This window comes from Azospira sp. APE16, from assembly GCF_047901315.1.
Classification (GTDB): Bacteria; Pseudomonadota; Gammaproteobacteria; order Burkholderiales; family Rhodocyclaceae; genus Azospira; species Azospira oryzae.
Genome location: NZ_CP179682.1, coordinates 727,711 through 751,726 on the forward strand (window position 1 = coordinate 727,711; position 24,016 = coordinate 751,726).

The 24,016-nt window shown below is 61.5% G+C and carries 28 protein-coding genes and 1 tRNA gene; 17 read left to right on the forward strand and 12 right to left on the reverse strand.

Features of this window, described 5'->3' with window-relative positions:
- Positions 1-3 precede the first annotated feature (3 nt).
- Together secA and argJ are read left to right on the forward strand one after the other, a co-directional pair.
- Positions 4-2,721, forward strand: coding sequence for a preprotein translocase subunit SecA (secA, locus tag ACLSSQ_RS03685; RefSeq protein ID WP_416243822.1), 2,718 nt, complete (start codon positions 4-6; stop codon positions 2,719-2,721).
- Between the two features lie 77 nt (positions 2,722-2,798).
- Complete coding sequence (argJ, locus tag ACLSSQ_RS03690) at positions 2,799-4,040, forward strand: bifunctional glutamate N-acetyltransferase/amino-acid acetyltransferase ArgJ (protein WP_416243823.1); 1,242 nt, start codon at positions 2,799-2,801, stop codon at positions 4,038-4,040.
- Positions 4,041-4,182: 142 nt separating this feature from the next.
- Here the strand turns inward: argJ and ACLSSQ_RS03695 are convergent, their stop codons facing one another.
- Positions 4,183-4,326 (reverse strand): hypothetical protein, encoded by a 144-nt coding sequence (locus ACLSSQ_RS03695; RefSeq protein ID WP_165397474.1) that lies wholly within the window; start codon positions 4,324-4,326, stop codon positions 4,183-4,185.
- Between the two features lie 280 nt (positions 4,327-4,606).
- Between ACLSSQ_RS03695 and ACLSSQ_RS03700 the strand changes: the two genes are divergently transcribed.
- Complete coding sequence (locus ACLSSQ_RS03700) at positions 4,607-5,512, forward strand: LysR substrate-binding domain-containing protein (protein ID WP_014235346.1); 906 nt, start codon at positions 4,607-4,609, stop codon at positions 5,510-5,512.
- A 9-nt stretch (positions 5,513-5,521) separates the two neighbouring features.
- Here the strand turns inward: ACLSSQ_RS03700 and ACLSSQ_RS03705 are convergent, their stop codons facing one another.
- Both ACLSSQ_RS03705 and apaG read right to left on the reverse strand, forming a co-directional pair.
- Complete coding sequence (locus ACLSSQ_RS03705; RefSeq protein ID WP_416243824.1) at positions 5,522-6,115, reverse strand: class I SAM-dependent methyltransferase; 594 nt, start codon at positions 6,113-6,115, stop codon at positions 5,522-5,524.
- Between the two features lie 7 nt (positions 6,116-6,122).
- Positions 6,123-6,506 carry a Co2+/Mg2+ efflux protein ApaG gene (gene apaG / locus ACLSSQ_RS03710; protein ID WP_014235344.1) on the reverse strand — a complete coding sequence of 128 codons (384 nt, stop codon included), beginning with the start codon at positions 6,504-6,506 and terminating at the stop codon, positions 6,123-6,125.
- A gap of 126 nt (positions 6,507-6,632) precedes the next feature.
- On the opposite strand from apaG, the gene rpe reads away from it, so the two are divergent.
- From rpe to ACLSSQ_RS03745, 7 genes are all read left to right on the forward strand, one after another.
- Positions 6,633-7,322, forward strand: a complete 690-nt coding sequence (gene rpe / locus ACLSSQ_RS03715; protein ID WP_416243825.1) for a ribulose-phosphate 3-epimerase — start codon at positions 6,633-6,635, stop codon at positions 7,320-7,322.
- Positions 7,323-7,463: 141 nt separating this feature from the next.
- Positions 7,464-8,126, forward strand: coding sequence for a phosphoglycolate phosphatase (locus tag ACLSSQ_RS03720; RefSeq protein WP_416243826.1), 663 nt, complete (start codon positions 7,464-7,466; stop codon positions 8,124-8,126).
- Between the two features lie 205 nt (positions 8,127-8,331).
- Positions 8,332-9,807, forward strand: a complete 1,476-nt coding sequence (gene trpE, locus ACLSSQ_RS03725; protein WP_152089807.1) for an anthranilate synthase component I — start codon at positions 8,332-8,334, stop codon at positions 9,805-9,807.
- Between the two features lie 10 nt (positions 9,808-9,817).
- Positions 9,818-10,390: an aminodeoxychorismate/anthranilate synthase component II gene (locus ACLSSQ_RS03730; protein WP_152089806.1), complete on the forward strand. Its 573-nt coding sequence runs from the start codon at positions 9,818-9,820 to the stop codon at positions 10,388-10,390.
- The gene (trpD, locus tag ACLSSQ_RS03735; protein ID WP_416243827.1) at positions 10,387-11,409 is read left to right on the forward strand and encodes an anthranilate phosphoribosyltransferase; all 1,023 of its coding nucleotides are present in this window, start codon (positions 10,387-10,389) and stop codon (positions 11,407-11,409) included. Before ACLSSQ_RS03730 ends, trpD begins: the two co-directional genes overlap by 4 nt.
- On the forward strand, positions 11,406-12,209 hold the full coding sequence (gene trpC, locus ACLSSQ_RS03740; protein ID WP_416243828.1) for an indole-3-glycerol phosphate synthase TrpC: 804 nt from the start codon (positions 11,406-11,408) through the stop codon (positions 12,207-12,209). The genes trpD and trpC overlap by 4 nt, the downstream gene beginning before the upstream one ends.
- 222 nt (positions 12,210-12,431) lie before the next feature.
- The gene (locus ACLSSQ_RS03745) at positions 12,432-13,517 is read left to right on the forward strand and encodes a porin (RefSeq protein ID WP_416243829.1); all 1,086 of its coding nucleotides are present in this window, start codon (positions 12,432-12,434) and stop codon (positions 13,515-13,517) included.
- Between the two features lie 147 nt (positions 13,518-13,664).
- Here ACLSSQ_RS03745 and proB read toward each other — a convergent pair whose 3' ends face one another.
- The 4 genes from proB to rplU all read right to left on the reverse strand — a co-directional run bounded on the left by proB (position 13,665) and on the right by rplU (position 16,540).
- Complete coding sequence (gene proB, locus ACLSSQ_RS03750; RefSeq protein WP_014235288.1) at positions 13,665-14,798, reverse strand: glutamate 5-kinase; 1,134 nt, start codon at positions 14,796-14,798, stop codon at positions 13,665-13,667.
- Complete coding sequence (cgtA, locus tag ACLSSQ_RS03755) at positions 14,795-15,886, reverse strand: Obg family GTPase CgtA (RefSeq protein WP_130459157.1); 1,092 nt, start codon at positions 15,884-15,886, stop codon at positions 14,795-14,797. The genes proB and cgtA overlap by 4 nt, the downstream gene beginning before the upstream one ends.
- Positions 15,887-15,949: 63 nt before the next feature.
- The gene (gene rpmA, locus ACLSSQ_RS03760; RefSeq protein ID WP_014235286.1) at positions 15,950-16,210 is read right to left on the reverse strand and encodes a 50S ribosomal protein L27; all 261 of its coding nucleotides are present in this window, start codon (positions 16,208-16,210) and stop codon (positions 15,950-15,952) included.
- A gap of 18 nt (positions 16,211-16,228) precedes the next feature.
- On the reverse strand, positions 16,229-16,540 hold the full coding sequence (rplU, locus tag ACLSSQ_RS03765) for a 50S ribosomal protein L21 (protein WP_014235285.1): 312 nt from the start codon (positions 16,538-16,540) through the stop codon (positions 16,229-16,231).
- A gap of 272 nt (positions 16,541-16,812) precedes the next feature.
- Here rplU and ispB point away from each other — a divergent pair, with 272 nt between their 5' ends.
- The 4 genes from ispB (at position 16,813) to ACLSSQ_RS03785 (ending at position 19,595) form a co-directional block, all read left to right on the forward strand.
- A complete protein-coding gene (gene ispB, locus ACLSSQ_RS03770; RefSeq protein WP_416244278.1) occupies positions 16,813-17,742 on the forward strand; it encodes an octaprenyl diphosphate synthase in 930 nt (309 codons plus the stop codon).
- A 28-nt stretch (positions 17,743-17,770) separates the two neighbouring features.
- A tRNA-Pro gene (locus ACLSSQ_RS03775) sits at positions 17,771-17,847 on the forward strand.
- Positions 17,848-18,426: 579 nt separating this feature from the next.
- Complete coding sequence (locus ACLSSQ_RS03780; RefSeq protein ID WP_157870562.1) at positions 18,427-18,825, forward strand: hypothetical protein; 399 nt, start codon at positions 18,427-18,429, stop codon at positions 18,823-18,825.
- Positions 18,822-19,595, forward strand: coding sequence for a hypothetical protein (locus tag ACLSSQ_RS03785; RefSeq protein ID WP_014235283.1), 774 nt, complete (start codon positions 18,822-18,824; stop codon positions 19,593-19,595). The genes ACLSSQ_RS03780 and ACLSSQ_RS03785 overlap by 4 nt, the downstream gene beginning before the upstream one ends.
- A gap of 402 nt (positions 19,596-19,997) precedes the next feature.
- On the opposite strand, the gene ACLSSQ_RS03790 is transcribed toward ACLSSQ_RS03785, so the two are convergent.
- The 5 genes from ACLSSQ_RS03790 to ACLSSQ_RS03810 all read right to left on the reverse strand — a co-directional run bounded on the left by ACLSSQ_RS03790 (position 19,998) and on the right by ACLSSQ_RS03810 (position 22,136).
- Positions 19,998-20,189, reverse strand: a complete 192-nt coding sequence (locus tag ACLSSQ_RS03790) for a DUF1223 domain-containing protein (protein WP_083833894.1) — start codon at positions 20,187-20,189, stop codon at positions 19,998-20,000.
- Positions 20,190-20,232: 43 nt separating this feature from the next.
- The gene (locus ACLSSQ_RS03795) at positions 20,233-20,382 is read right to left on the reverse strand and encodes a hypothetical protein (RefSeq protein WP_416243830.1); all 150 of its coding nucleotides are present in this window, start codon (positions 20,380-20,382) and stop codon (positions 20,233-20,235) included.
- Between the two features lie 54 nt (positions 20,383-20,436).
- Positions 20,437-20,676, reverse strand: coding sequence for a pentapeptide MXKDX repeat protein (locus ACLSSQ_RS03800; RefSeq protein ID WP_014235282.1), 240 nt, complete (start codon positions 20,674-20,676; stop codon positions 20,437-20,439).
- Positions 20,677-20,740: 64 nt separating this feature from the next.
- Entirely contained in the window at positions 20,741-21,529 is a 789-nt protein-coding gene (locus tag ACLSSQ_RS03805; RefSeq protein WP_014235281.1) for a molybdopterin-dependent oxidoreductase, read from the reverse strand.
- Positions 21,530-21,539: 10 nt separating this feature from the next.
- On the reverse strand, positions 21,540-22,136 hold the full coding sequence (locus ACLSSQ_RS03810; RefSeq protein ID WP_014235280.1) for a cytochrome b/b6 domain-containing protein: 597 nt from the start codon (positions 22,134-22,136) through the stop codon (positions 21,540-21,542).
- A 171-nt stretch (positions 22,137-22,307) separates the two neighbouring features.
- On the opposite strand from ACLSSQ_RS03810, the gene ACLSSQ_RS03815 reads away from it, so the two are divergent.
- From ACLSSQ_RS03815 to ACLSSQ_RS03825, 3 genes are all read left to right on the forward strand, one after another.
- Positions 22,308-22,880: a sigma-70 family RNA polymerase sigma factor gene (locus ACLSSQ_RS03815; RefSeq protein ID WP_014235279.1), complete on the forward strand. Its 573-nt coding sequence runs from the start codon at positions 22,308-22,310 to the stop codon at positions 22,878-22,880.
- Entirely contained in the window at positions 22,877-23,518 is a 642-nt protein-coding gene (locus tag ACLSSQ_RS03820) for a DUF1109 domain-containing protein (protein WP_014235278.1), read from the forward strand. The genes ACLSSQ_RS03815 and ACLSSQ_RS03820 overlap by 4 nt, the downstream gene beginning before the upstream one ends.
- 197 nt (positions 23,519-23,715) lie before the next feature.
- Positions 23,716-23,964: a cupin domain-containing protein gene (locus tag ACLSSQ_RS03825; protein WP_416244279.1), complete on the forward strand. Its 249-nt coding sequence runs from the start codon at positions 23,716-23,718 to the stop codon at positions 23,962-23,964.
- The last annotated feature ends 52 nt before the right edge of the window (positions 23,965-24,016 follow it).

A 24,016-nucleotide genomic window follows, 5' to 3' on the forward strand; every position in this document is an offset into this window, starting at 1 on the left:
ACGATGATCCCCGGACTCCTCAAGAAAATCTTCGGCAGCCGCAATGATCGGCTGATCAAGCAATATTCCCAGATCGTCCAGAAAATCAACGGGTTCGAGGCCGCCATCAGCGCCTTGTCCGACGATGCCCTGCGCGGCAAGACCGACGAGTTCCGCCAGCGCTACGCCCAGGGGGAAACCCTGGACGACCTGCTGCCGGAAGCTTTCGCCGTGGTGCGGGAGGCCGGCAAGCGTGTCCTGGGCATGCGGCACTTCGACGTGCAGATGATTGGCGGCATGGTGCTGCACTACGGCAAGATCGCCGAAATGCGCACCGGCGAAGGCAAGACCCTGGTGGCCACCCTGCCGTCCTATCTCAATGCCATTTCCGGCAAGGGCGTGCACGTCATTACCGTAAACGACTACCTGGCCCAGCGCGACGCCGAGTGGATGGGCCGGCTGCACCGTTTTCTGGGGCTGTCCGTCGGGGTCAATCTGTCCCAGATGCCCCACGAGCAGAAGCTGGCTGCCTACGCTGCCGACATCACCTACGGCACCAACAATGAATTCGGCTTCGACTACCTGCGCGACAACATGGTCTATGCGGCCGGTGAGCGGGTGCAGCGGGGTCTCAATTTTGCCATCGTGGACGAGGTGGACTCCATCCTCATCGACGAGGCCCGTACTCCCCTGATCATCTCCGGCCAGGCCGAGGACCACACCGAGCTGTACCAGCGCATGAACCAGGTGGTGCCCCTGCTGACCCGGGCCGCCGACGAAAACTCCGAAGGCGACTACTGGGTGGACGAAAAAGGCCACCAGGTGCACATGTCCGAGCAGGGCCACGAACATGCCGAGGAAATCCTCGCCCGCGTCGGCCTGCTGGAAGAGGGGCGCAGCCTCTACGAAGCCGCCAACATCATCCTGGTGCACCACCTCAATGCCGCCCTGCGGGCCCACAACCTGTTCCACAAGGATCAGCAGTACGTGGTGCAGAACGGCGAGATCATCATCGTGGACGAGTTCACCGGCCGCCTGATGCCCGGCCGCCGCTGGTCCGAAGGTCTGCACCAGTCGGTGGAAGCCAAGGAAGGCGTGCGCATCCAGAACGAAAACCAGACCCTGGCGTCGATCACTTTCCAGAACTACTTCCGCATGTACGGCAAGCTGGCCGGCATGACCGGTACGGCCGATACCGAAGCCTACGAGTTCATGGAAATCTACGGTCTGGAAACCGTGGTGATCCCGACCCACCGCCCGGCCCAGCGCAAGGACCACAACGACCAGGTGTTCCGCACCGCCGCCGAGAAGTTCGCGGCCATGAAGGCGGACATCCTGGACTGCCACCAGCGGGGTCAGCCCGTGCTGGTGGGCACCACCTCCATCGAGAATTCCGAGCTGCTGTCCCGCCTGCTGGACCAGGAAAAGCTACCGCACCAGGTGCTCAACGCCAAGCAGCACGGCAAGGAGGCCGAGATCGTGGCCCAGGCCGGCCGTCCCGGCATGATCACCATCGCCACCAACATGGCCGGTCGCGGTACGGACATCGTCCTCGGCGGCAGCATCGAGAAGCAGATTGATGCCGTTCGCCTCGACGAGTCCCTGGATGATGCCGCCAAGGAAGCCAGGATCGCCGCCCTCAAGGCCGAATGGCAGCCGGTGCACGACCAGGTGCTGGCCGCCGGCGGCCTGCACATCATCGGTTCCGAACGCCACGAGTCCCGCCGCATCGACAACCAGCTGCGGGGCCGGGCCGGTCGTCAGGGCGATCCGGGTTCCTCCCGCTTCTACCTGTCCCTGGACGACCCGCTGCTGCGCATCTTCGCCGGTGACCGCCTCAAGGCCATCATGGAGCGCCTGAAGATGCCCGAGGGCGAGGCCATCGAGCATCCTCTGGTGACCCGCTCCCTGGAATCCGCCCAGCGCAAGGTGGAGGCCCGCAACTTCGACATGCGCAAGCAGTTGCTGGAATACGACGACGTAGCCAACGACCAGCGCAAGGTGATTTACGCCCAGCGCAACGACCTGCTGGAAGTGGACGACATTTCCGAAACCATCCAGGCCATGCGCCAGGGGGTGGTGGCCGATCTGTTCCACCTCTATGTGCCGCCGGACAGCGTCGAGGAGCAATGGGACCTGCCAGGGCTGGAAAAGGCTTTGGAAGCCGAGTTCCTGCTCACCCTGCCGGTGGCCGAATGGGTGCAGGCCGACACCACTCTCTCCGTCGAGGACCTGCTGCACCGGGTGATCGCCGCCGCCGACCAGGCCTATGCCGACAAGGTGGCCCTGGTTTCCGATCCTTCCGTCTTCCGCAAGTTCGAGCGGGACGTCATGCTGCAGAGCCTGGACAGCCACTGGCGCGAGCACCTGGCCGCCCTCGACCATCTGCGTCAGGGCATCCACCTGCGCGGCTACGCCCAGAAGAACCCCAAGCAGGAATACAAGCGGGAGGCCTTTGAACTGTTCGAAGGCCTGCTCAACAGTATCCGCAACGAGGTTTCCAAGCTGCTCCTCACCGTCCAGGTCCGTTCGCCCGAGGACGTGAGCGAAGTGGAACAGCCCGGGGTGGAAAACGTGCAATACCACCATGCCGACTACGACGAGGTGCTGGGTACCGCGGACGGCGAGGGCGAGGAAGCCGGCCAGCAGCCGGCCCAGGCCGGTCCCAAGGTGGGGCGCAACGATCCTTGCCCCTGCGGCAGCGGCAAGAAGTACAAGCACTGCCACGGCAAGCTCAACTGAAATAAAAACTGAACTGACGCAGAGGGGGCGACCTGCTACCCTCTGCGTTTTCTTTTATTCCCTGCGGTGAGAGATTCATGCCCGTCAATTACGCCACGCCTGCCCCCGAAGCCCTGTTCCCTGTTGCCGGTGTCCGCCTCGGCACTGCCGAAGCCGGTATCCGCAAGGCCAATCGGCGCGACCTGACCGTGATCGCCCTGGACCCCGGTTCCACCGTGGCCGGCGTGTTCACCCAGAACCGCTTCTGTGCAGCCCCGGTGCAGGTGTGCCGCAAGCATCTGGCCGGCGAGTCGGAAATCCGGGCCCTGGTGATCAACACCGGCATCGCCAATGCGGGTACCGGCGAGACCGGCCTGCAGGCGGCCATGCAGACCTGCGCCACCCTGGCCGGCCTGCTCGGGCTGGATGAGGATCGCCAGATCCTGCCGTTCTCCACCGGCGTCATTCTCGAGCCCCTGCCCGTCGATCGTCTGCAGGCCGGCTTGCCCGCCGCCATCGCCGACCTCAAGGCCGACAACTGGCATGCGGCAGCCCACGGCATCATGACCACGGACACCGTGGCCAAGGCCGCCTCCCGCAAGGTCGAGATCGGCGGCAAGAGCGTCACCATCACCGGCATCTCCAAGGGTGCCGGCATGATCAAGCCCAACATGGCCACCATGCTGGGCTTCCTCGCCACCGATGCGGGCATTCCCCAGCATCTGCTGGAGCAGGTGGCCAAGGAGGCGGCGGACCAGTCCTTCAACTGCATCACCGTGGATGGCGACACTTCCACCAACGATTCCTTCATCGTCATGGCCACCGGCCAGAGCGGCCTGCGCATCAAGGATGGCGCCGATCCCGCCTGGGCGCCCCTGAAGGCGGCCATCGTCGCCGTTTCCATCGAACTGGCCCAGGCCATCGTGCGCGATGGCGAAGGTGCCACCAAGTTCATCACCGTGGCGGTGGAAGGCGGCAAGGACCTGGAAGAGTGCCGCAAGGTGGGCTATGCCATCGGCCATTCGCCCCTGGTGAAAACCGCCTTCTTCGCCTCCGACCCCAACCTGGGCCGCATCCTGGCAGCCATCGGCTATGCCGGCATCGCCGACCTGGACGTGGGCCAGATCCGCGTCTGGCTGGCCAGCGGCAGCGATGCCGTGCTGGTGGCGGAAAAGGGCGGCCGGGCTGCCGCCTACAAGGAAGAGGACGGTTCCCGCATCATGAAGAATGCCGAGATCACCGTGCGGGTGGATCTGGCCCGGGGCACCGCCCAGGGCTGCATCTACTCCTGCGATTTCTCCTACGACTACGTCAAGATCAACGCCGATTACCGCAGCTGAACGCCAGCTGTAGCTGCGTCGAAGAAACCCGCCCTTCACGGCGGGTTTTTTTATGGGCCTGCGGAGGCTTCGGCAGTCAGCGACAGGCAACAAAAAACCCGCCGGGGCGGGTCGTTGGGGCGGGGCCGAGGGCTGGCCTGGGTCAGTGCATTTCCTCCAGCAGCCGTTCGCATTGCAGGGGCTGGGAGAGGCGCTCCATGAGCTGGGTGATGGTCATGCTGCTTTCCCGCTCGCCGCGCAGGATGCTCTCGATCAATTGTTCCAGTCGTTCCAGGTTGTCTGCCATGGCCTTGGTCTGTCGCCGTTGTCCTTATGTTTCTTTAACGGCCGCCGGGGCGCGGACTTGAGTCGTGCTGTCTGTGGTGGGCCGTCGTGCACCGGATGCCGGGCCTCTTTGCGTTAGGTCAACCAAAGCCCAGACGAGCCCGGTCCGGCATCCTTGGCTAGGTATAATGCGGCGACAAATCAATGGGTTATATAGGGTTTGTCTATTGCCGCCATAGCGGTTGCCTATAGTCCGGAACATACCGGGCAAGACCAACGTGCTGAGTTCTGGGAGGACAGCCATGACATTGACCGAATTGCGTTACATCGTCGCCCTGGCGCAGGAGGGCCGCTTTTCCCGGGCGGCGGAACGCTGCTCCGTGAGCCAGCCGACCTTGAGCGTTGCCATCCAGCGCCTGGAGGAAGACCTGGGCGTGATCCTGTTCGAGCGGGGCAAGGGCCAGGTGACCCTGACCGATGTGGGCGAGCAGGTGGTGGCCCAGGCGGCCCGGGCCCTGGAAGAGGCCGACCGGGTGCGCCAGATCGCCCACCGGGGACGCAACCAGCTGGAGGGCGGACTGAAGCTGGGCGTGATCCATACCATCGGCCCCTACCTCCTGCCCGAACTGATCGTCTCCCTGCGCCAGATTGCCCCGGACATGCCCCTGGCCATCGAGGAAAACATGACCGCCACCCTGGCCGACATGCTGCGCCACGGGGAAGTGGATGCGGCCATCCTGGCCCTGCCCTTCGAGCTGCCCGGCGTGGTGACGCGGCCCCTTTACGACGAGCCGTTCAAGGTGGTGGTGCCCCAGGGCCATCCCTGGCAGGACAAGCAGGAAATCGCCTCGGACGAGGTGGATGCGGAGGAGGTGCTGTTGCTCAAGGCCGGCAACTGCTTCCGCGACCAGGTGATGGACGCCTGTCCCCAGATCAGCGGTTCCGACACGGAAGTGCGGCAGGGCCATTCCATCGAGACCATCCGCTGCATGGTGGCCTCCGGCTTCGGCCTCTCCGTACTGCCGGCCGGTGCCCTCTGCAAGCCTTATTCCACGGACCTCATCAGTGTGGTGCCCTTCAAGGCCCCGGCCCCGTCGCGGCGGGTGGCCCTGGCCTGGCGGGTCGGCTTCACCCGGCCCAAGGCGGTGGAAGCCCTGTGTCAGGCCGTCAGCCTGATCGACAATCCCAGCTACCTGCACGTGCGCTAGGAGCGGCCGTCAGCGGCGGCGGAGGCGGATCAGGCGGAACCAGCCGGCCGCCAGGGCCGGCCTGTCGGACTCCAGCTGCAGGGCCGCCTCGCTTTCATGCACGGTCTCGAAAACCACGTCCAGATGGGTCGCCAGCCGGCTGACCAGGGGCGACAGCAGCCGGCGCAGGGGCGCCCGCTGCCCGGGTTGCAGGAACTTGTCGAAAATCAGGGCCGTGCCGCCGGGGCGCAGCACCCGGGCGGTTTCCTGCAGGCAGAGGCGGGGCTCCGGCACCACCGCCAGGATCAGGTGCAGCACCACGGCGTCAAAGGACGCGTCGGCAAAGGGCAGGCGGCGGGCGTCGCCGCGCACCGGCGCGAAGTCCAGACCGCCGCTGCGGCGGCAGGCCCGGGCCAGCATGGCCGGGGTCAGGTCCAGCCCGGTGTAGCGGTGCTGGCGGGGCAGGTGGGGAATATCCAGGCCGGTGCCGATGCCCAGCAGCAGCACGTCCGACGGGGGCTGGGGCAGGGCGCCCAGGCTTTGGCGACGGGCTCCCCGGGTTGCCGCCGCCAGGGCTGCATCGTAGAACGGGGCGATCAGGGCATAGCTGTGTTGCAGGCCCACCGGCGTCTCAGTGCAGTACCCGGGGAACGGCCAGGGCGAACTCGGCAATGTCCGCTTCGAACTGGGTGCCGTCCTCCGCCACCATCTGGTAGCTGCCGCGCATGGTGCCGACGGGCGTGCTGAGGGAGGCGCCGCTGGTGTACTCGAAGCTCTCGCCGGGCTGCAGCAGGGGCTGGTGCCCCACCACGCCGAGGCCCCGCACCTCCTGGACCTCCTCGTTGGCGTCGGTGATGAGCCAGTGGCGGGAGATCAGCTGGGCGGCCACGGTGCCGATGTTGCGGATGGTGATGGTGTAGGCGAACACGTAGCGCTCCGCGTCCGGGTCCGACTGCTCGGCCAGGTACTGGGGCACGGTGGTCACGGCGATTTCGTATTTTTTGCTTTCGGCCATGGTCTCGGGTCTGTGGGGTGGAAAGTCTCATTGCACATCACTGTGTGCACTCTGACAAGCCGGCCTCGGCGTGGGTTCACGATAAAATCACCTTTCTGTCACACCAACCCCCACAAGGCCGCCGCCATGCATCTCATCGCTCCCAGTATCCTTTCCGCCGATTTCGCCAAGCTGGGGGAGGAGGTCCGCTCGGTCATCGCCTCCGGGGCCGACTGGATCCACTTCGACGTCATGGACAACCATTACGTCCCCAACCTGACCATCGGCCCCCTGGTTTGCGAAGCCATCCGCCCCCACACCACGGCGCCCATCGACGTGCATCTGATGGTCAAGCCGGTGGACCGCATCATTCCCGATTTCGCCAAGGCCGGCGCCAACATCATCACCTTCCACCCGGAAGCCTCCGAGCACGTGGACCGCAGCCTGGGCCTGATCCGGGACAGCGGCTGCCAGGCCGGCCTGGTCTTCAACCCGGCCACGCCCCTGCACTACATGGACCACGTCATGGACAAGCTGGACGTGGTGCTGCTGATGAGCGTGAACCCGGGCTTCGGCGGCCAGAAGTTCATTCCCGAGACCCTCAACAAGCTGCGCCAAGCCCGGGCCAGGATCGATGCCTACACAGCCCGTAGCGGCCGCCAGATCCGCCTGGAAATCGACGGCGGCGTGAAGGTGGACAACATCGCCGAGATCGCCCGGGCCGGGGCCGATACCTTCGTCGCCGGCTCCGCCGTCTATGGCGCCGGTCAGGACAGCGATCCCAACCGCTACGACTCGGTCATCGCCGCCCTGCGCCAGCAGCTCGCCAGCGCCTAGGCTGAAAGCCAATAGGGACGCCAGTCTCCGGCATGGCATGCCTGGAGTTGCCGTCCCTGTTGCTTCTCCGGGGAAGTGACTATCAGACAACCTCACCCGCCCCATCCGTCTCCTTGCCGCCGCCTTGACCCGGAATTCGCCATGCCCCTTCGTTCCGCCACCTTCGACCTGGACGGCACCCTGGTCGACTCCATCCCCGACCTGGCGGCCGCCTGCCACGCCATGCTGGCCGAACTGGGCCAGCCGCCCCGCATGGATGACGACATCCATCGTTTCGTCGGCAAGGGCATGGCGGTGCTGGTAGAGCGCTGCCTGACCTGGGAAGCCGCCCCCGAAGCGTCCCTGCTGGAAGCCGGCATCGCGGCTTTCCGCCGGCACTACGCCGACATCAACGGCCGGGCCAGCACCGTCTATCCCGGCGTGGTGGACGGCCTGGAGGCCTTTCGCGCCCTCGGCCTGTCCCTGGGGGTGGTGACCAACAAACCGGCCGCCTTTACCGGGCCGCTGCTGGAGCGCATGGGCCTGGCCGCTTATTTCGAGGTGGTCATCTCCGGCGACACCCTGGCCTTCAAGAAGCCCCGGCCCGAGCCCCTGCTCCATGCCTGCGCTCTGCTGGCTACCGAGCCGGGCCTCAACCTGCACGTGGGCGATTCCCTCAACGACATCGAGTCGGCCCGGGCTGCCGGCTGTCCGGTGATTTGCGTGCCCTACGGCTACAACGAAGGCCGGCCCGTAGACAGCGCCGATTGCGATGCGCTAGTATCGGACCTCGTCGCAGCGGCCCGTTGGGCGGCCGGCGCTTAAATCGATACCGACTCCGAATCGACACTTCACCGTGACCCGCAAGTTCAATGCTTTCCTGATGGGTAACCGCGCCGCCTGGGGCTGGCGTGGCTGGTGGCGCTCGCCGCGCCATTATTGATATTACCCGTCCGGGCCCGGGCGGCGAGTTGAGACCAAACTCCCGGGCAAGCATTGAAATACAACCTGTCGTACTTGCGAGGTCCCCATGACCGAAACTGAATTCAACGCGCTTGCCGCGCAGGGGTACAACCGTATCCCCGTCACCCTCGAGACCTTTGCCGATCTCGATACTCCCCTTTCCATCTACCTGAAGCTGGCCAACGGCCCCTACACCTACCTGCTGGAATCGGTGCAGGGCGGTGAGCGCTTCGGCCGCTATTCCATCATCGGCCTGGCCAGCCCCACCCGCATCGCCGTCTATGGCCACCAGGTCATGGTGCTCACCGGCCAGCGCATTGCCGAGCGGGAAAACGACACCAATCCCCTGGAGTTCATCGAGAGCTACCAGAAACGCTTCCGCGTCGCCCCCTACGCCGGCCTGCCCCGCTTCTGCGGCGGCCTGGTGGGCTGCTTCGGCTACGACACGGTGCGCTATGTGGAAACCCGCCTGACCAAGAGCGCCAAACACGACGAACTGGGTACGCCGGATATCCTGCTGCTGCTCTCGGAAGAGATCGCCGTGGTGGACAACCTCTCCGGCAAGCTGACCCTGGTGGTCTATGCCGAGCCCGGCTTTCCCGGCGCCTTCCAGAAGGCCCGGGCACGCCTCAAGGAGCTGCTGGCCCAGCTGCGTACCCCGGCGCCCATCCCCGAGGAAAAGCCGGCCACTTCCCAGCCGGCGGTCTCCATCTTCGGCGAGGCGCCCTTCAAGCAGGCCGTGGCCAAGGCCAAGGAGTACATCACCGAAGGCGACATCATGCAGGTGGTGCTGTCCCAGCGCATGACCAAGCCCTTCTCCGCCAGCCCCCTGTCCCTGTACCGGGCCCTGCGCACCCTCAATCCTTCGCCCTACATGTATTACTTCGACTTCGAGGATTTCCATGTGGTGGGCGCTTCCCCCGAAATTCTCACCCGTCTGGAAGGCGATACCGTGACGGTGCGGCCCATCGCCGGCACCCGCAAGCGGGGGGCGACGCCGGAGGAGGATGCGGCCCTGGCCGAGGATCTGCTGGCGGACCAGAAGGAGATCGCCGAGCACGTGCAGCTGCTGGACCTGGGCCGCAACGACGTGGGCCGGGTGGCCCAGACCGGCTCGGTGAAGCTGACCGAGCGCATGACCATCGAGCGTTATTCCCACGTGATGCACATCGTCTCCAATGTGGAAGGCAAGCTCCAGGCCGGTCTCTCGGCCCTGGATGTGCTGAAGGCGGCCTTCCCTGCCGGTACCCTCTCCGGCGCGCCCAAGGTGCGGGCCATGGAAATCATCGATGAACTGGAGCCGGTGAAGCGCGGCATCTATGGCGGTGCCATCGGCTACCTGGGCTTCAACGGCGACATGGACCTGGCCATCGCCATCCGTACCGCCGTGATCAAGGACGGCCAGCTGCACGTGCAGGCCGGCGCCGGCATCGTTGCCGATTCGGACCCGACTTCCGAATGGCAGGAAACCCAGAACAAGGCCCGGGCCGTGCTGCGGGCCGCGGAAATGGCCGAGAACGGCCTCGATACCCGTTTCGAGTGAGGGCGCTGCCATGCTGCTGATGATCGACAACTACGACAGCTTCACCTACAACATCGTCCAGTACTTCGGCGAACTGGGCCAGGATGTGCGCGTCTATCGCAACGACGCCATCACCCTGGGTGAGATCGCCCGTCTCGATCCGGACTATCTGGTGATTTCCCCGGGGCCCTGTGCGCCCCAGCAGGCGGGGGTTTCCCTGGCCGCCATCCGCGAATTCGCCGGCAAGATTCCCCTGCTGGGCGTGTGTCTGGGTCACCAGTCCATCGGCGAGGCCTTCGGTGGGCGCATCGTGCATGCCAAGAAGCTGATGCACGGCAAGACTTCGCCCGTGCATCACAATGATCAGGGCGTTTTCAAGGGCTTGCCCAATCCGGTGACCTGCACACGCTACCACTCCCTGGCCATCGAGCGGGAAAGCCTGCCGGACTGCCTGGAGATCACTGCCTGGACCGACGACGGCGAAATCATGGGGGTGCGGCACAAGACCCTGGCGGTGGAAGGGGTCCAGTTCCACCCCGAGTCCATCCTCACCGAGCACGGCCACGACATGTTGCAGAACTTCCTCAAGGAGCACGCCAAATGAGCCCGCAAGAAGCCTTGACCCGCTGCATCGAGCACCGGGAAATCTTCCACGACGAAATGCTGGAGCTGATGCGCCAGATCATGTCCGGCGAAATGAGCCCGGTGATGATCGCCGCCATCACCACGGCCCTGCGGGTGAAAAAGGAAACCATCGGTGAAATCGCTGCCGCCGCCCAGGTGATGCGCGAGTTCGCCACCAAGGTGCCGGTGCGGGACCCGTCCGCCGTGGTGGACATCGTGGGCACCGGCGGTGACGGCGCCCATACCTTCAATGTCTCCACCTCCTCCATGTTCGTCTGTGCCGCCGCCGGGGCCAAGGTGGCCAAGCACGGCGGCCGTTCCGTCTCCTCCAAGAGCGGCTCGGCGGACGTGCTGGAAGCCCTGGGTGTGAACCTCAACCTGCCGCCGGAGCGCATCGCCGAATGTATCGATACGGTGGGTATCGGCTTCATGTTCGCTCCCAACCATCATGGCGCCATGAAGCATGCGGCCCCGGTGCGACGCGAACTGGGGGTGCGCACCATCTTCAACATCCTCGGGCCCCTGACCAACCCTGCCGGCGCCGAGCGCCAGGTGCTGGGGGTGTTCCATGCGGATCTGGTGGGTATCCTCATCCGGGTGCTGCAGCGCCTGGGTTCCCAGCGGGCCTTCACCGTCTTCGGCGTGGATGGTCTGGATGAGATTTCCAATTCCGGCCGCACCCTGATTGGCGAACTGAAGGATGGACGCATCCATGAGTACGAGATTCATCCGGAGGATTTCAACCTGCCGGTGCACGATCCCCGGGTGATCCGGGTGGGCAATGTGGAAGAGTCCAAGGCCATGGTGCTGGCGGCCCTGGAGGGGCGTCACGGTCCGGCCCGGGATATCGTGGCCCTGAACGCCGGAGCCAGCCTGTATGTGGCCGGCCTGGCCGACTCCATGACCCAGGGGGTGGAAAAGGCGCTGGATGCCATTACCTGCGGCGCCGCCCGGGCCAAGCTGGATGAATTCGTGCGCTTTACCGGGGTTGCCCCATGAGCGACATCCTCAACCAGATTCTCGCCACCAAGCGGGAAGAGGTGGCTGCCGCCCTGCCCGCCATGCCCCTGGCCGCCGTTCGCACCGCTGCCGAAGCCCGGGTCAAGGCCGACCCTGCCCGGGATTTCGTCGGGGCCATCCGCCGCAAGATTGCCGGCGGACAATCGGCGGTGATCGCGGAAATCAAGAAGGCCAGTCCTTCCAAGGGCGTCATCCGGGAGAACTTCGATCCGGCCGCCATTGCAGCAGATTACGAAGCACATGGTGCGGCCTGCCTGTCGGTCCTGACGGACCGGCAGTATTTCCAGGGCGCGCCCGAATACCTGCAGGCAGCCCGCGGCGCTTGCGCTTTGCCGGTGCTGCGCAAGGATTTTCTGGTGGCCCCCTATCAGGTCTATGAAGCCCGGGCCATGGGGGCGGATGCCATCCTGTTGATTGTGGCGGCCCTCAGCCTGCCGCAGATGCGGGAGATGGAAGACCTGGCCATGGAGTTGGGCATGGGGGTGCTGGTCGAGTCCCACGACGGCCAGGAGCTGGAGCGGGCCTTGCAACTGAAGACTCCGCTGATGGGTATCAACAATCGTAACCTGCGTTCCTTTGAGGTCAGTCTACAGACCACCCTCGGCCTCCTGCCGGAGATCGGTGACGGGCGGATCGTGGTGACGGAGAGCGGCATCCTGGGTGCAGCGGACGTGGCTCTCATGCGAGCCAACCAGGTCGAAGCCTTCCTGGTCGGCGAAGCCTTCATGCGCTGCCCGTCCCCCGGGGAAGCCCTGCAACAACTCTTCGCCAAGGGTTGAAGGGTTGGTCCTTATGGCTTTGGGCGTAGGTGAAGGCGCTGGTGTTGAGTGTTGTGTTGTAAAAACACAACAACTTTAAGGTGGGAATGTCGGCATCCTGCCGTTGTCGTTGCTCCCCCTGGGTGGGTTTGCCACAATCCGTTTCAACTTCTCGTAAGAGAGGTATTTAAAAGGGGTAGGCGAAGAACGCTACCTTTCCTAATTGCAAGAGGAGAAAACCTGATGCAAAAGAAATTCATCGCTCTGGCCGTTGCCGCTCTGGCTTCCGGCGCCGCTTTCGCTCAATCCAACGTGCAAGTTTACGGTGTTGCTGACTTCGGTCTGGCCGTGAACGGTTCCGCTCTGAACGGCACCACCACCGGCCAAAACACCCGTTTTGATTCCGGTATCGCTTCCGGCTCCCGTCTGGGCTTCAAGGGCACCGAAGATCTGGGCAACGGCCTGAAGGCTCTGTTCAACTTCGAAATGGGTCTGACCCTGGACGACGGCGCTTCCGCTCAAGGTCGCACCTTCGGCCGTCAGTCCTACGTTGGCCTGACCGGTGGTTTCGGTACCGTGATCGGTGGCCGTATCTACACCCCCCACTACTCCCTGATGGCTCAGATCGATCCGTTCGGCGTGGGTACCGCTGGTCGCGCTAACAACCTGTTCGCTTCCTCCCGTATTGCTGCTGGTCTGTACGATCCGATCCGCGTGAACAACACCGTTGCTTACGTGTCCCCCTCCTTCTCCGGCCTGTCCGTGACCGCTGCTTACGGCACCAACTCCCTGGACAACCAGGAGTCTGCTGCTAACACCTCCAACCAGAACCGTCTGTTCGCCATCGCTCCCACCTACACCAATGGTCCTCTGACCGTCGGTCTGAACTACCACCAGGTGAAGCTGGACGGCAACGCCCTGATCGGCGGCGCTGGCTCTGACGGCAAGCTGAGCAGCTACACCCTGGCTGGTAAGTACGACTTCGGCGTGCTGGCCCTGTCCGGTGCTTACGGCTCCAACAAGGTTGAAGCCAACGGCAACGACGCTGACAAGGTTCGCAACTGGCTGATCGGCGTGTCCGCCCCCATCGGTGCCAAGGTTGTCCTGAAGGCTTCCTACAACAACCTGAAGGACAAGCTGAACGACAACGCCGACGCCAAGCAGTTCGCTATCGGTGCTGACTACCTGCTGAGCAAGCGTACCAAGCTGTACACCGCTTTCTCCAAGATCAGCAACGACGACAACGCTGCTTACACCGTGGCTCACGCCTCCGGTGGTTCCGGCAACAACGAATCCCAGTTCAACCTGGGTATCAACCACTCCTTCTAATCGTCTCTCGACGACCTGAAGTAGTTGTTGTTAAAACGGGCACCTTCGGGTGCCCGTTTTGTTTCTGCTCATTCCAGGTGCCGCCGGGAGTGGACAATAAAAAAGGCGCCTTCCAGGGCGCCTTTTTTATTGTTGAGGTCGTGAACGCTATTTCTCGTGCAGGCAGACCATGTTGTCGCGATGGATGAGTTCCGGCTCTTCCATGTAGCCGAGGATATCCTCGATATCGCTGGACGAATGCTTGGCGATGAGGCGAACTTCGCTGCTGCCGTAATTGCAGAGGCCCCTGGCGATCTCCCTGCCGCTTTCGTCCAGGCAGGCTACGGCGGCTCCCCGCTCGAAGTCGCCGTGAACTTCCCGTACCCCTACAGGCAGCAGACTCTTTCCTTGGCGCAGGGCTTGGATGGCTCCCTGGTCGAGCGTCAGCTTTCCTGCCAGCTGCAAATGGTCTGCCAGCCACTGTTTGCGGGCGGTCATCGGCAGGGTGTCGGCGACCAGCAGAGTGCCGACGGATTCTCCGGTAGCAAGGCGGGTGAGAGGGCTTTTTTCCCTGCCACTGGCAATGACAGTGTCGGCGCCGCTGCGGGCGGCCCGCTTGGCGGCGAGGACCTTGGTAATCATGCCGCCGGTGCCGATCTGGGTGCCGGCACCGCCGGCCATTGCCTCCAGGGATGGGTCGCCGGCGCGGGCTGAGGTGATCAAGGTGGCGGAAGGGTCCTTGCGCGGGTCGGCGGTGAAGAGGCCGGGCTGGTCGGTCAAGATGATGAGGCAGTCTGCCTCCACCAGGTTGGCGACCAGGGCGCCCAGGGTGTCGTTGTCGCCGAATTTGATTTCGTCAGTAACGACCGTGTCGTTCTCATTGATGATGGGGACGACACCCAGTTCGAGCAGTGTGGTCAGCGTGGCCCGGGCATTCAGATAGCGCTTGCGGTCGGCCAGATCGTCGTGGGTCAACAGAATCTGGGCAGTGTGCAGGCCGTGGGCGCTAAAGGCTGATTCATAGACCTGGGCCAGGCCCATCTGGCCGACGGCGGCGGCGGCCTGGAGTTCGTGCACGGCCTTGGGGCGCTTCTGCCAGCCCAGTCGCTGCATGCCGCAGGCAATGGCGCCTGAGGAAACCAGGACCACCTGTTTCCCGTTGTGGCGGAGTTCGGCGATCTGGCGCGCCCATTCGTGAATGGCGGCTAGGTCGAGCCCGGCGCCATTGTTGGTGACAAGGGCCGAGCCGACCTTGACGACTAGGCGCCCGGCATTGGCCGTACGACTGGTGGTTGGGCTCATTCGTCTACGCTTGGTGAGGGGGGGAGGGGGCTTTCCCCGGACTCCTCCGTTGCCTCGTCCTGCTTCCTGATTTCCTCCAGGGCGGCCTGGATGGCGTAGACCACGGGGCGGCAGCCTTCGCCGCTGATGGCGGCAATGGGGAATACGGGGCCGTCGAAACCGGATCTTTCCCGGTAGGCGGACAAGAAGGCGTCCACGTGTTCCTGGCGCTCTTCCTCGGGGAGCAGGTCAAGCTTGTTGAGGATCAGCCAGCGCGGCTTGCTGGCGAGTTCGGGGCTGTACTTTTCCAGTTCGCCGACGATGGCGATGGCGTCGGCAACCGGATCGGCGTCTGGATCCATCGGGGCAATATCGACGATGTGCAGCAGCACGCGTGTGCGGGCCAGGTGCTTGAGGAAGCGGATTCCGAGGCCGGCGCCATCGGCTGCGCCTTCGATGAGGCCCGGGACGTCGGCAATGACGAAGCTCTTGTTGTCATCGACCCGCACCACGCCAAGATTGGGGTGCAGGGTGGTGAAGGGATAGTCTGCAACCTTGGGTCGGGCGGCGGATACGGCGCGGATGAAGGTGCTCTTGCCCGCATTGGGCAGGCCCAGCAGGCCTACGTCGGCGAGTACTTTCAGCTCCAGCTTCAGTTCTTTTTCTTCTCCGGGTTCGCCTTTGGTGCACTGACGGGGGGCGCGGTTGGTGGAGGACTTGAAGTGGATGTTGCCCAGGCCGCCCCGGCCGCCTTGGGCCAGCAGGACCTTCTTGCCGTCCTTGTCCAGGTCGGCCAGTACGTCACCGGTGACGGCATCGCTAATAACCGTACCAACCGGCATGTGCATGATGATGTCGTCGCCGCCTTTGCCGTAGCAATCGGCGCCCCGCCCGCTTTCGCCGTTCTGGGCGAGGAATTTTCGGGTGTAGCGGTAGTCGATGAGGGTGTTGATGTTGCGGTCGGCAATGACATAGATGCTGCCGCCGCGACCACCGTCGCCGCCATCCGGACCGCCCATGGGGATGTATTTTTCCCGGCGGAAGGAGGCAACGCCATTGCCGCCCTTGCCGGCGATGACCAGGATCTTGGCTTCGTCGATGAATTTCATAGGGTATAAACAGAAAAGCCCTACCGCGAGGATAGGGCTCTCCTTGGTTCCTTAAAGCGCGGGTTAGGCGGCGGGAACGATGCTCACGGTGCGGCGGCGCTTTTCACCCTTGATGGTGAATTGCACGCGACCTTCAACGAGGGCGAACAGGGTGTGGTCCTTGCCGATGCCGACGTTTTCGCCGGGATGGAATTCGGTGCCACGCTGACGAACCAGAATGTTACCGGCTGCCACCAGTTGGCCGCCGTAGCGCTTTACGCCAAGTCGCTTCGATTCCGAGTCGCGGCCGTTGCGGGAACTACCGCCAGCTTTTTTGTGTGCCATGGTGTATTAACTCCTCGATCAGGCAGAGATGCCGTCGATGCGGATCTCGGTGTAGTTCTGACGATGGCCCTGGTGCTTCTGGTAGTGCTTCCGACGGCGCATCTTGAAAATCTTGACCTTGTCGTGGCGGCCGTGGGAAACCACGGTAGCCTGGACAGAGGCGCCCTGAACCAGCGGGGCGCCAATTTTCACAGCCTCGCCTTCGCCTACCATGAGGATCTGGTCGAGAGTGATTTGTGCGCCGATGTCTGCCGGTATCTGTTCTACTTTAAGTTTTTCGCCAGCGACGACGCGATATTGCTTGCCGCCGGTTTTTATGACCGCGTACATAGGGACTCCGATAACAAAGGGTGTAACAAAGAACCGTGCATTATACGGATTTTAGACGTCGCGTCAAAGACTTCCGTTCTTTGGCTGCCGCGTCTGCCGGCCGGGCGGCTTGACCATCCTCGGGCACGCGCCTACCATGCAGCGGCTTGGCTGGGAGCCTGTGCTGAAGGCCTCTGCCGTTGCTTTTCCGGCTGTTGTGGCCGTCCTTTCCTTTACGCTCTCGAAACGTTCCCGTGGCTCTCGAAAAAATCAATGCTCTGATCGGTCCCGACATGAAGTCGGTGGATGCCGTCATTCGTCAGCGCCTGCATTCCGATGTGGTGCTCGTTCGTCAGGTGGCCGAGTACATCATCAGCAGCGGCGGCAAGCGCCTGCGTCCGGTGCTGGTGCTGCTGGCTGCCGGTGCCATGGGCTACAAGGGTGTCAATCACCATGAATTGGCGGCGGTGGTGGAGTTCATTCACACGGCCACCCTGTTGCACGACGATGTGGTGGACGAGTCGGAACTGCGCCGGGGCCGGGAGACGGCCAATAACCTGTTCGGCAATGCCGCCAGCGTGTTGGTCGGCGATTTTCTTTATTCCCGCGCCTTCCAGATGATGGTGTCCGTAGGCAACATGCGCATCATGCAGGTGCTGGCGGATGCCACCAACATCATCGCCGAGGGCGAGGTGCTGCAGTTGATGAACTGCCACGATGCGGACGTGGATGAAGAGCGCTACCTGCAGGTGATCCGCTACAAGACTGCCAAGCTGTTCCAGGCGGCGGCCCGGCTGGGGGCAATCCTGGGGGGGGCGACGCCGGAGGTCGAGGAAGGTTTGGCGGCTTACGGCATGCATCTGGGGACCGCGTTCCAGCTGGTGGACGATGTTCTGGACTATTCCGCCGACGAGGCCGAGACCGGCAAGCATCTGGGTGACGACCTGGCCGAAGGCAAGCCTACGCTGCCTCTCATTTATGTGATGCAGAACGGTTCCCCGGAGCAGGCTGCCTGTGTGCGTCGCGCCATTGAGGAAGGCGGGCGGGATGACTTCCCTGTCGTGCTGGAAGCCATTCGTGCCACCGGTGCTCTGGAGCACACCCTGAAGCAGGCCAAGCTCGAGTCGGAAGTGGCGGTGCGCGCACTGCAAGCGCTTCCGGCTTCTCAATACAAAGATTCGCTGGTAGAATTGTCAGTCTTCGCTGTGACGAGAAGTTTCTGACTTTTCCCGAAAGTTGCAGTGAGCGAGTCGGGGTGTAGCTCAGCCTGGTAGAGTACTGCGTTCGGGACGCAGGAGTCGGAGGTTCGAATCCTCTCACCCCGACCAGGATTTCCTTTTAAAAACCGCCGTCTAGGCGGTTTTTTTATTTCCGGTTGTTTCAAATATTTACAGCCTATGGGTGAATTTTTCATCCTTCTCTGTGCCATATTTGTGCCGCCCTCAATATCGTATAACCGGTTATACGATATTGATTTTAATGGAAAAATTTTGATTTTTTCAGGCGGTGTGGCATTCTTTTGACATGGGCAAGCACACTCACTCTTCGTTTGCATTAGCTCCAGCTTGGCGGTCGGCTTTCTGCTGGCTGGATTTGCTCTGGAGTTCCGTAGACCGGAGTGAGGACCAGAAAGAATCTTTCCTTGCGCTATTGCTGGTGTTTCTTCCTGTAGCGTGGCGCTACGGCAACACGACCCTCTCGGCACGAGTCCATAGGCCCCTCCTGGCATTGCCTATCCGTCCTCTTATGGGACGACTCCCTCATCCGGCTCTGTCCGATCGCCTTCTCCCTATTCCCCGCAATTCCCTCTAGCAGGGAGAGCCTTACGCCGCGCTAGGCAGGCCTTCTATGGCCATCTCTTCTGCTATCCCAGTTCGTTAAGGGCGGCGATTTCAGGGAATATGGCAATGAGTCAGATTCGGCAGGATCTAATCGAAAAGTACGGGGTCACGTTGACCGTCGTTCAGGTGGCTGAAGTCTTAAAATGTTCGACGTCTAAAATCTACAAGGGTGCGGGCCCCGCCCCGGTAAGGGGGAGAAGGAAGGGGGATACCCTTTTATGGACGGTGGATGTCGTCGTCGGGTGGTTGCTTGGTGATACGACACAAGGCATTCAGGTCGTTGAGAAAAGAGAGGATTCCTTCAATACGACATATCCATCTAGGCGTGGTGCTCCCACAAAAAAGGAACGGCTCGAAGCTAGGAAGTTTGGGATATCGGTAAAAGACCTTCGTGCGAAATCTGCAGAATCGTTGCCAAGAAAATCGCAACGACATGTTGGTCAGGGTGAGAAGGAGGGGGCATGAAGGCGAAATCGCTATTGCCGAGAAATTTTTTTCGGCAGCCTGAGGTGCGGAAGATGGTCCCTGACCTAAAACTCCTGGCTGTTGCATTAAGGGTTGGGTGTGAATCCCATGTTGGATGTTGGGTCCCCGGTGGGTTGGGTGAGGACACCGGTCTAACTCCAGAGGCACTCCAAGGTGGTTTGGCCGATCTGGAGCGGCGTAGCCATGTGCTCTCGGATAAGGAAACCGGGGAAATCTTTGTGGCCTCATTCTTTCGGGAAAACGTATTTCCAACGGAAGCTCGGCGACGGCAAGCTCAAAGCGATTTTTCCCAAGTTCGTAGCCAGAAGCTTCGAGGTGCGGTGATATTAGCGATCAAGAATTCACCGGAATGTGCTTTGCGGCCGGATATGTTTGTAGAGGATAGTAAACCCTCAATAAATCAGTGTCCTATAAGCCAAGAAGAAGGAGAAGAGAAAGTTAGAGGAAAAGGAAAGACAGCAGAGCACTCCGTTCGAAACCTTGTGGATAAGTGTAAGCAACTCGGTGTCGAGGTAAACAACCAGGAGGATGAGGAAAATTTGGCGCAGTTAGTTGTCGACCTAGAGGGGCGGCTTGACTTGATTCGCAATGCGATAGGTGTTGTCCGCGCTAGGCCGTCCCGACGACGCCTATATGTATCGTCGGTGGGGGCTGAGGCTCGCTCCCTACTGGCAACCGAGCGTTATCAGGATCGCCTCACGATGGCTTCCCTTGCTGTCACACGTGTTGCGAAGGCAAGTGGTTATTGAGAAGTAGACGGCCCTATGGCTAGTACTAGTGCCTCGCCCTTCGGGTAAGTGCCTTGAGCGTTGATCAAACTACTCGACGGGTGATCACGCCGACTGAGGGTGATTATTGCCCGCAGTTAGCTGGCTAGGTCCAAGTATTGATGTCGTATATGGAGCCGTCGTTGAATTGGCGGCTCCATGCTGAACCGCCTGTCTAGCCAACGCGAACAATTCGGCCAAGCCTGCCGTTCGACTACCTTCCAAATTCGGTCCGCAATGCTGCGGTCACCTGCCGTCCGGTCAGCGGAGGCGATGATCAGCAGCTTTTCGATCCGACGAAGTCACACTACGTGCCCATTGCTAACTCCGGCATGCCGGCGAACACCTAGGGCGTCTTGATGGTGCCGCTCCCGGCCAGACTGTTCAACTGGCGCTGACGCTCGGTAAATTTCGCATTTGGTAAATGCGGTCCTGCCAGCCGATGTAATCCCAGTAATTAACGTACAGCGCTAGTGCAACTAGTTTATCGGTGTCAAATCTTTGCGGCATATCGCGTAGCCAGGGTTCCGCCGGCCGGCAACTGCTGCAGCCTTCCGACGTATAGAGTTCGATCATGGGCACGGTATGCGCCGGACTTTGCCGGCGACAGGTGGCTACTTTAACTGGCAGCAGCACAGCCAAATCGGCGAATATTAGCAAGGTGCAGGGGATGCTTATTGATCGTCGTAAGCGCCAAGCCGGCCGAAAGCGCGACCACGCAATGCCAGCGCTGCAACTCTTGAAATTGACTGAACATGATGAGACTCATGGCGAAGCGTGAATGGGCCGGTCAGATGCGTTTTTTGACCGGCCAGCCGTCGCCTTACTTCTTCATTTCATCCTTGGTCATGCCATCCTTCTTCATCATCGCGTCTTTCTTCATGGCATCCTTTTTCATGCCATCCTTGGCCATACTGTCCTTCTTCATTTCATCTTTGGCCATGTCATCCTTCTTCATCATCACGTCTTTCTTCATGTCATCCTTCTTCATTTCGTCGGCGAAGGATGCGCCGACGGCGACCATAAGGCAGGAGGTGAGCATTACTGCGGCGAGCTTTTTCATGGTTTTTTCCTCAATGAGAGTGTTGCGTGGCGAAAATGCCGGGTGATCAGGGCAGCCGAAACGATCAACTGCCGCCGAACCAGTTGTACCCCTGGTCTTCCCAGTAGCCCCCGGGGTAGGAATTGGTGACGAAAAGCGCCTGGATGTATTTAGGGTTCTTGTAGCCGAGCTTGGTCGGCATGCGCAGCTTCATCGGGAAACCGTAGCGGGCCGGCAGCGTCTGTCCATCGTAGCTCAGGGTCAGCTGCGTCTGCGGGTGCAGCGCCGTCGCCATGTCGATGCTGGTGTAGTAGTCGTCGGCACATTTGAAACCGACGTATTTAGCATCGAGATCTGCGCCGACCAGGCGTAGGAAGGTCGTGAAGGGTACGCCGCTCCACTTGCCGATGGCGCTCCAGCCTTCGACGCAGATGTGGCGGGTGACCTGATCGACTTGCGGCAAGGCATGCAGTTCGTCGAGCGTCCACGCATGCTTGTCGGAGACCAGGCCGCTGACCTCCAGGCGGAAGCTGGCAGCATCGACCTCGCGTACCTCGTCATCGCCGTAATAGGCATTGAACGGGAACGGGCGGGTGATCATCGATTCCGGATAAATCGGCGCCAGTTGGTTCGGATCGAACAACCAGCCTTGAACGCAGTTATTGAAGCGCGACATCGCCAGCAGGGCGGACTCGACGCTCTCATCGTCGGTGATGGCGCACCCGGTCAGCAGCGATAGTCCACCCAGAGTCATCGAGCGTTGCAGGAAGGCGCGGCGGGCCGGCAGTTCGATGTATTTGCCGACGTCCTTGAAGGCATCCTTGAGCACGCGGTCACCGTTGGCAATCATCGGGCGGTTCTTTTTGGGGAACACGCTTGACTCCTTAATGGCCGCGAATCATCGCGATCAGCGTGCGCGGGACCAACGCGACCATGGCCACATGAACGCCGACAAAGGCGACCAGGGCGCTCATACCAATGAAGTGGACGCGGCGGGCGGCTTCATAGCCGCCGAGCAGCTCGCGCAAGATCGGAAACTGCACGGACTTCCACAGCACCAGGCCGGACAAGACAATCACGATGATGTCGGCGATCGCGAACAGGTAGGCCGCCCGCTGCAAGGCGTTGTAATGGCTGAGGTCGGCGTGCGATAGCTTGCCTTTCAGCGCGTCCAGCAGGTCGGCGACAATGGCCCGCAGCGACAGCGGGAAAAACTTGTGCCACAGGCGGCCGCTGAAGATATTGAAAAACAGGTAAATCAGACCGTTGACCGCCAGCAGCCACATCGCCGCGAAATGCCATTGAAGCGCCCCGCCCAGCCAGCCGCCGAGCGTGATTTCCTTGGGAATGAAGAAAGGAAAGAAGGGCGAGGCATCGTAGATCCGCCAGCCGCTCATCACCAAAATGACGACAGCGACAACATAGAGCCAATGCGTCACTCGCAACCATGGCGGATGAATGGCATAAATCTCTTTGCTCATGGCGTTCCTCTTAGTGTTTGCGTCGGTTGGGCGATAAACTACTTGGGGCTCATTGCTGCAGCGTTCTATACGAGGTAATTCGTCGCGAGTTGGCGAACGGTTACGGGTTCGGGCAAAATATTTTTTGATCTGCTGCCAATATTTGTCCGGCAGTTGTAACGAAAGGCGTCCATGCAACGAATAAACAGAGAAGAAAGCTTTCGCGCAAAGGAAGAGCGCCTGAAGGATTTGTTCGTGCGTGGCCTGTCCGGTAACAACGCGGCGTACCAGACGTTTCTCGGCGAGTTGAGTTCGTATCTGCGGGCTTTCCTGCGCAAACGACTGATCCGCCTGCCAGACGAAGTGGAGGATCTTGTGCAGGAAGCCCTGCTCGCGGTGCATAACCAGCGCCATACCTACGACCCCAGCCAGCCGCTGTCGGCCTGGGTGCAGGCGATTGCCCGCTACAAGCTGGTCGACCTGTTCCGACGGCGGGCTATTTACGAACAGCGCAATGATACGCTGGATGACGGCATGGATTTGTTCTCCTCTGCCGATGCTGAGGCCGCCGAAGCACGGCGCGATCTGAACAAACTTCTAGCCGATTTGCCCGATCATTTCCGCCTGCCGATCATGCACACCAAATTGGAAGGTTTGTCAGTCAGAGAAGCGGCTGATGTGAGCGGGATGTCGGAATCTGCCATCAAGGTTGGCGTCCACCGCGGCTTGAAGGCGCTCGCGGCGAAAATACGAGGTGCCCTATGAAAACTGAAGACTTGATCACCATGTTGGCCGCGGGAGCGGGTGCGGTCGAGGCTCCCTCCGCCGCACAGCGCTACGCGCTAGCCATTGGCTGGGGCGCGGCGGGTGCCACCCTACTGATGCTCGCCCTTTTGCAGGTTCGTCACGATCTCGGGCTTGCGCTCTTGCTGCCGATGTTCTGGGTCAAAGTCGGATTTGTCACCTGTCTTGCCGCAGGGAGCCTGTTTGCTGTGCTCCGCTTGTCGCGGCCTGGTGCGAAAACCAACTGGGTGCCGGCCGCGCTCGGCCTTCCTGTCTTGGGTATGTGGGCCATCGCTGCCTTTACGCTGATCGAGGCAGAACCGATGGAGCGCTCGAATCTTTTCTTTGGCGATACGTGGAAATCCTGCCCGTTACTAATCGCCATGCTCTCGGTACCGGTGTTTGCCGCCGTGTTGCGCTCGATGAAGGACCTCGCGCCGACCCGGCCGCGGTTAGCCGGTTTTGCCGCCGGTCTGCTTGCCGGGGCCGTTGCCGCCGTCGTTTATTGCCTGCACTGTCCCGAACTCGGCGCGCCATTTATTGGTTTCTGGTATCTGTTGGGAATGCTCATCCCTGCAGCGGTAGGAGTTTTGTTGGGGAATTCAATGCTGCGCTGGTAGCCTTTTCGAAGCAAGACTTCCGAATTAAATGTGCCATTTACATTCACGGCAATAAACACGCTCCAAAATTCGCTCTTTTTTAGGAATCTACCGTGCCACTAAAACGAATCTTCCAGTCTTCAGACTTTGTGCAGCCCACGATGGATGAAGAACCTAAGCGATCAGTCATTACCGAATCTGCTGATGCTGTTGTAGTTATGTGGCACCTGCTTCCGGGGCAACGCATTCGACCTCACATTCATCCTAACGGACAGGATACATGGATTGTCATGTCTGGTAGCGGTGACTATTCACCCTGCGCTGGTGAGATGACCACGCCAATATCGTGTGGACAAGTTGTTGTGGCACACGCGGGGCAGGTACACGGTGTCCTCAATAACACGAGTGAGGCGCTTCAAATTCTCTCGGTCGTTTCTCCTGCGAACGCAGGTTACTTTTTAGCCTGAGGTGCGACCACTACGAACTGCAACTTGTGAACTCCCAATACAAACTCCTGCT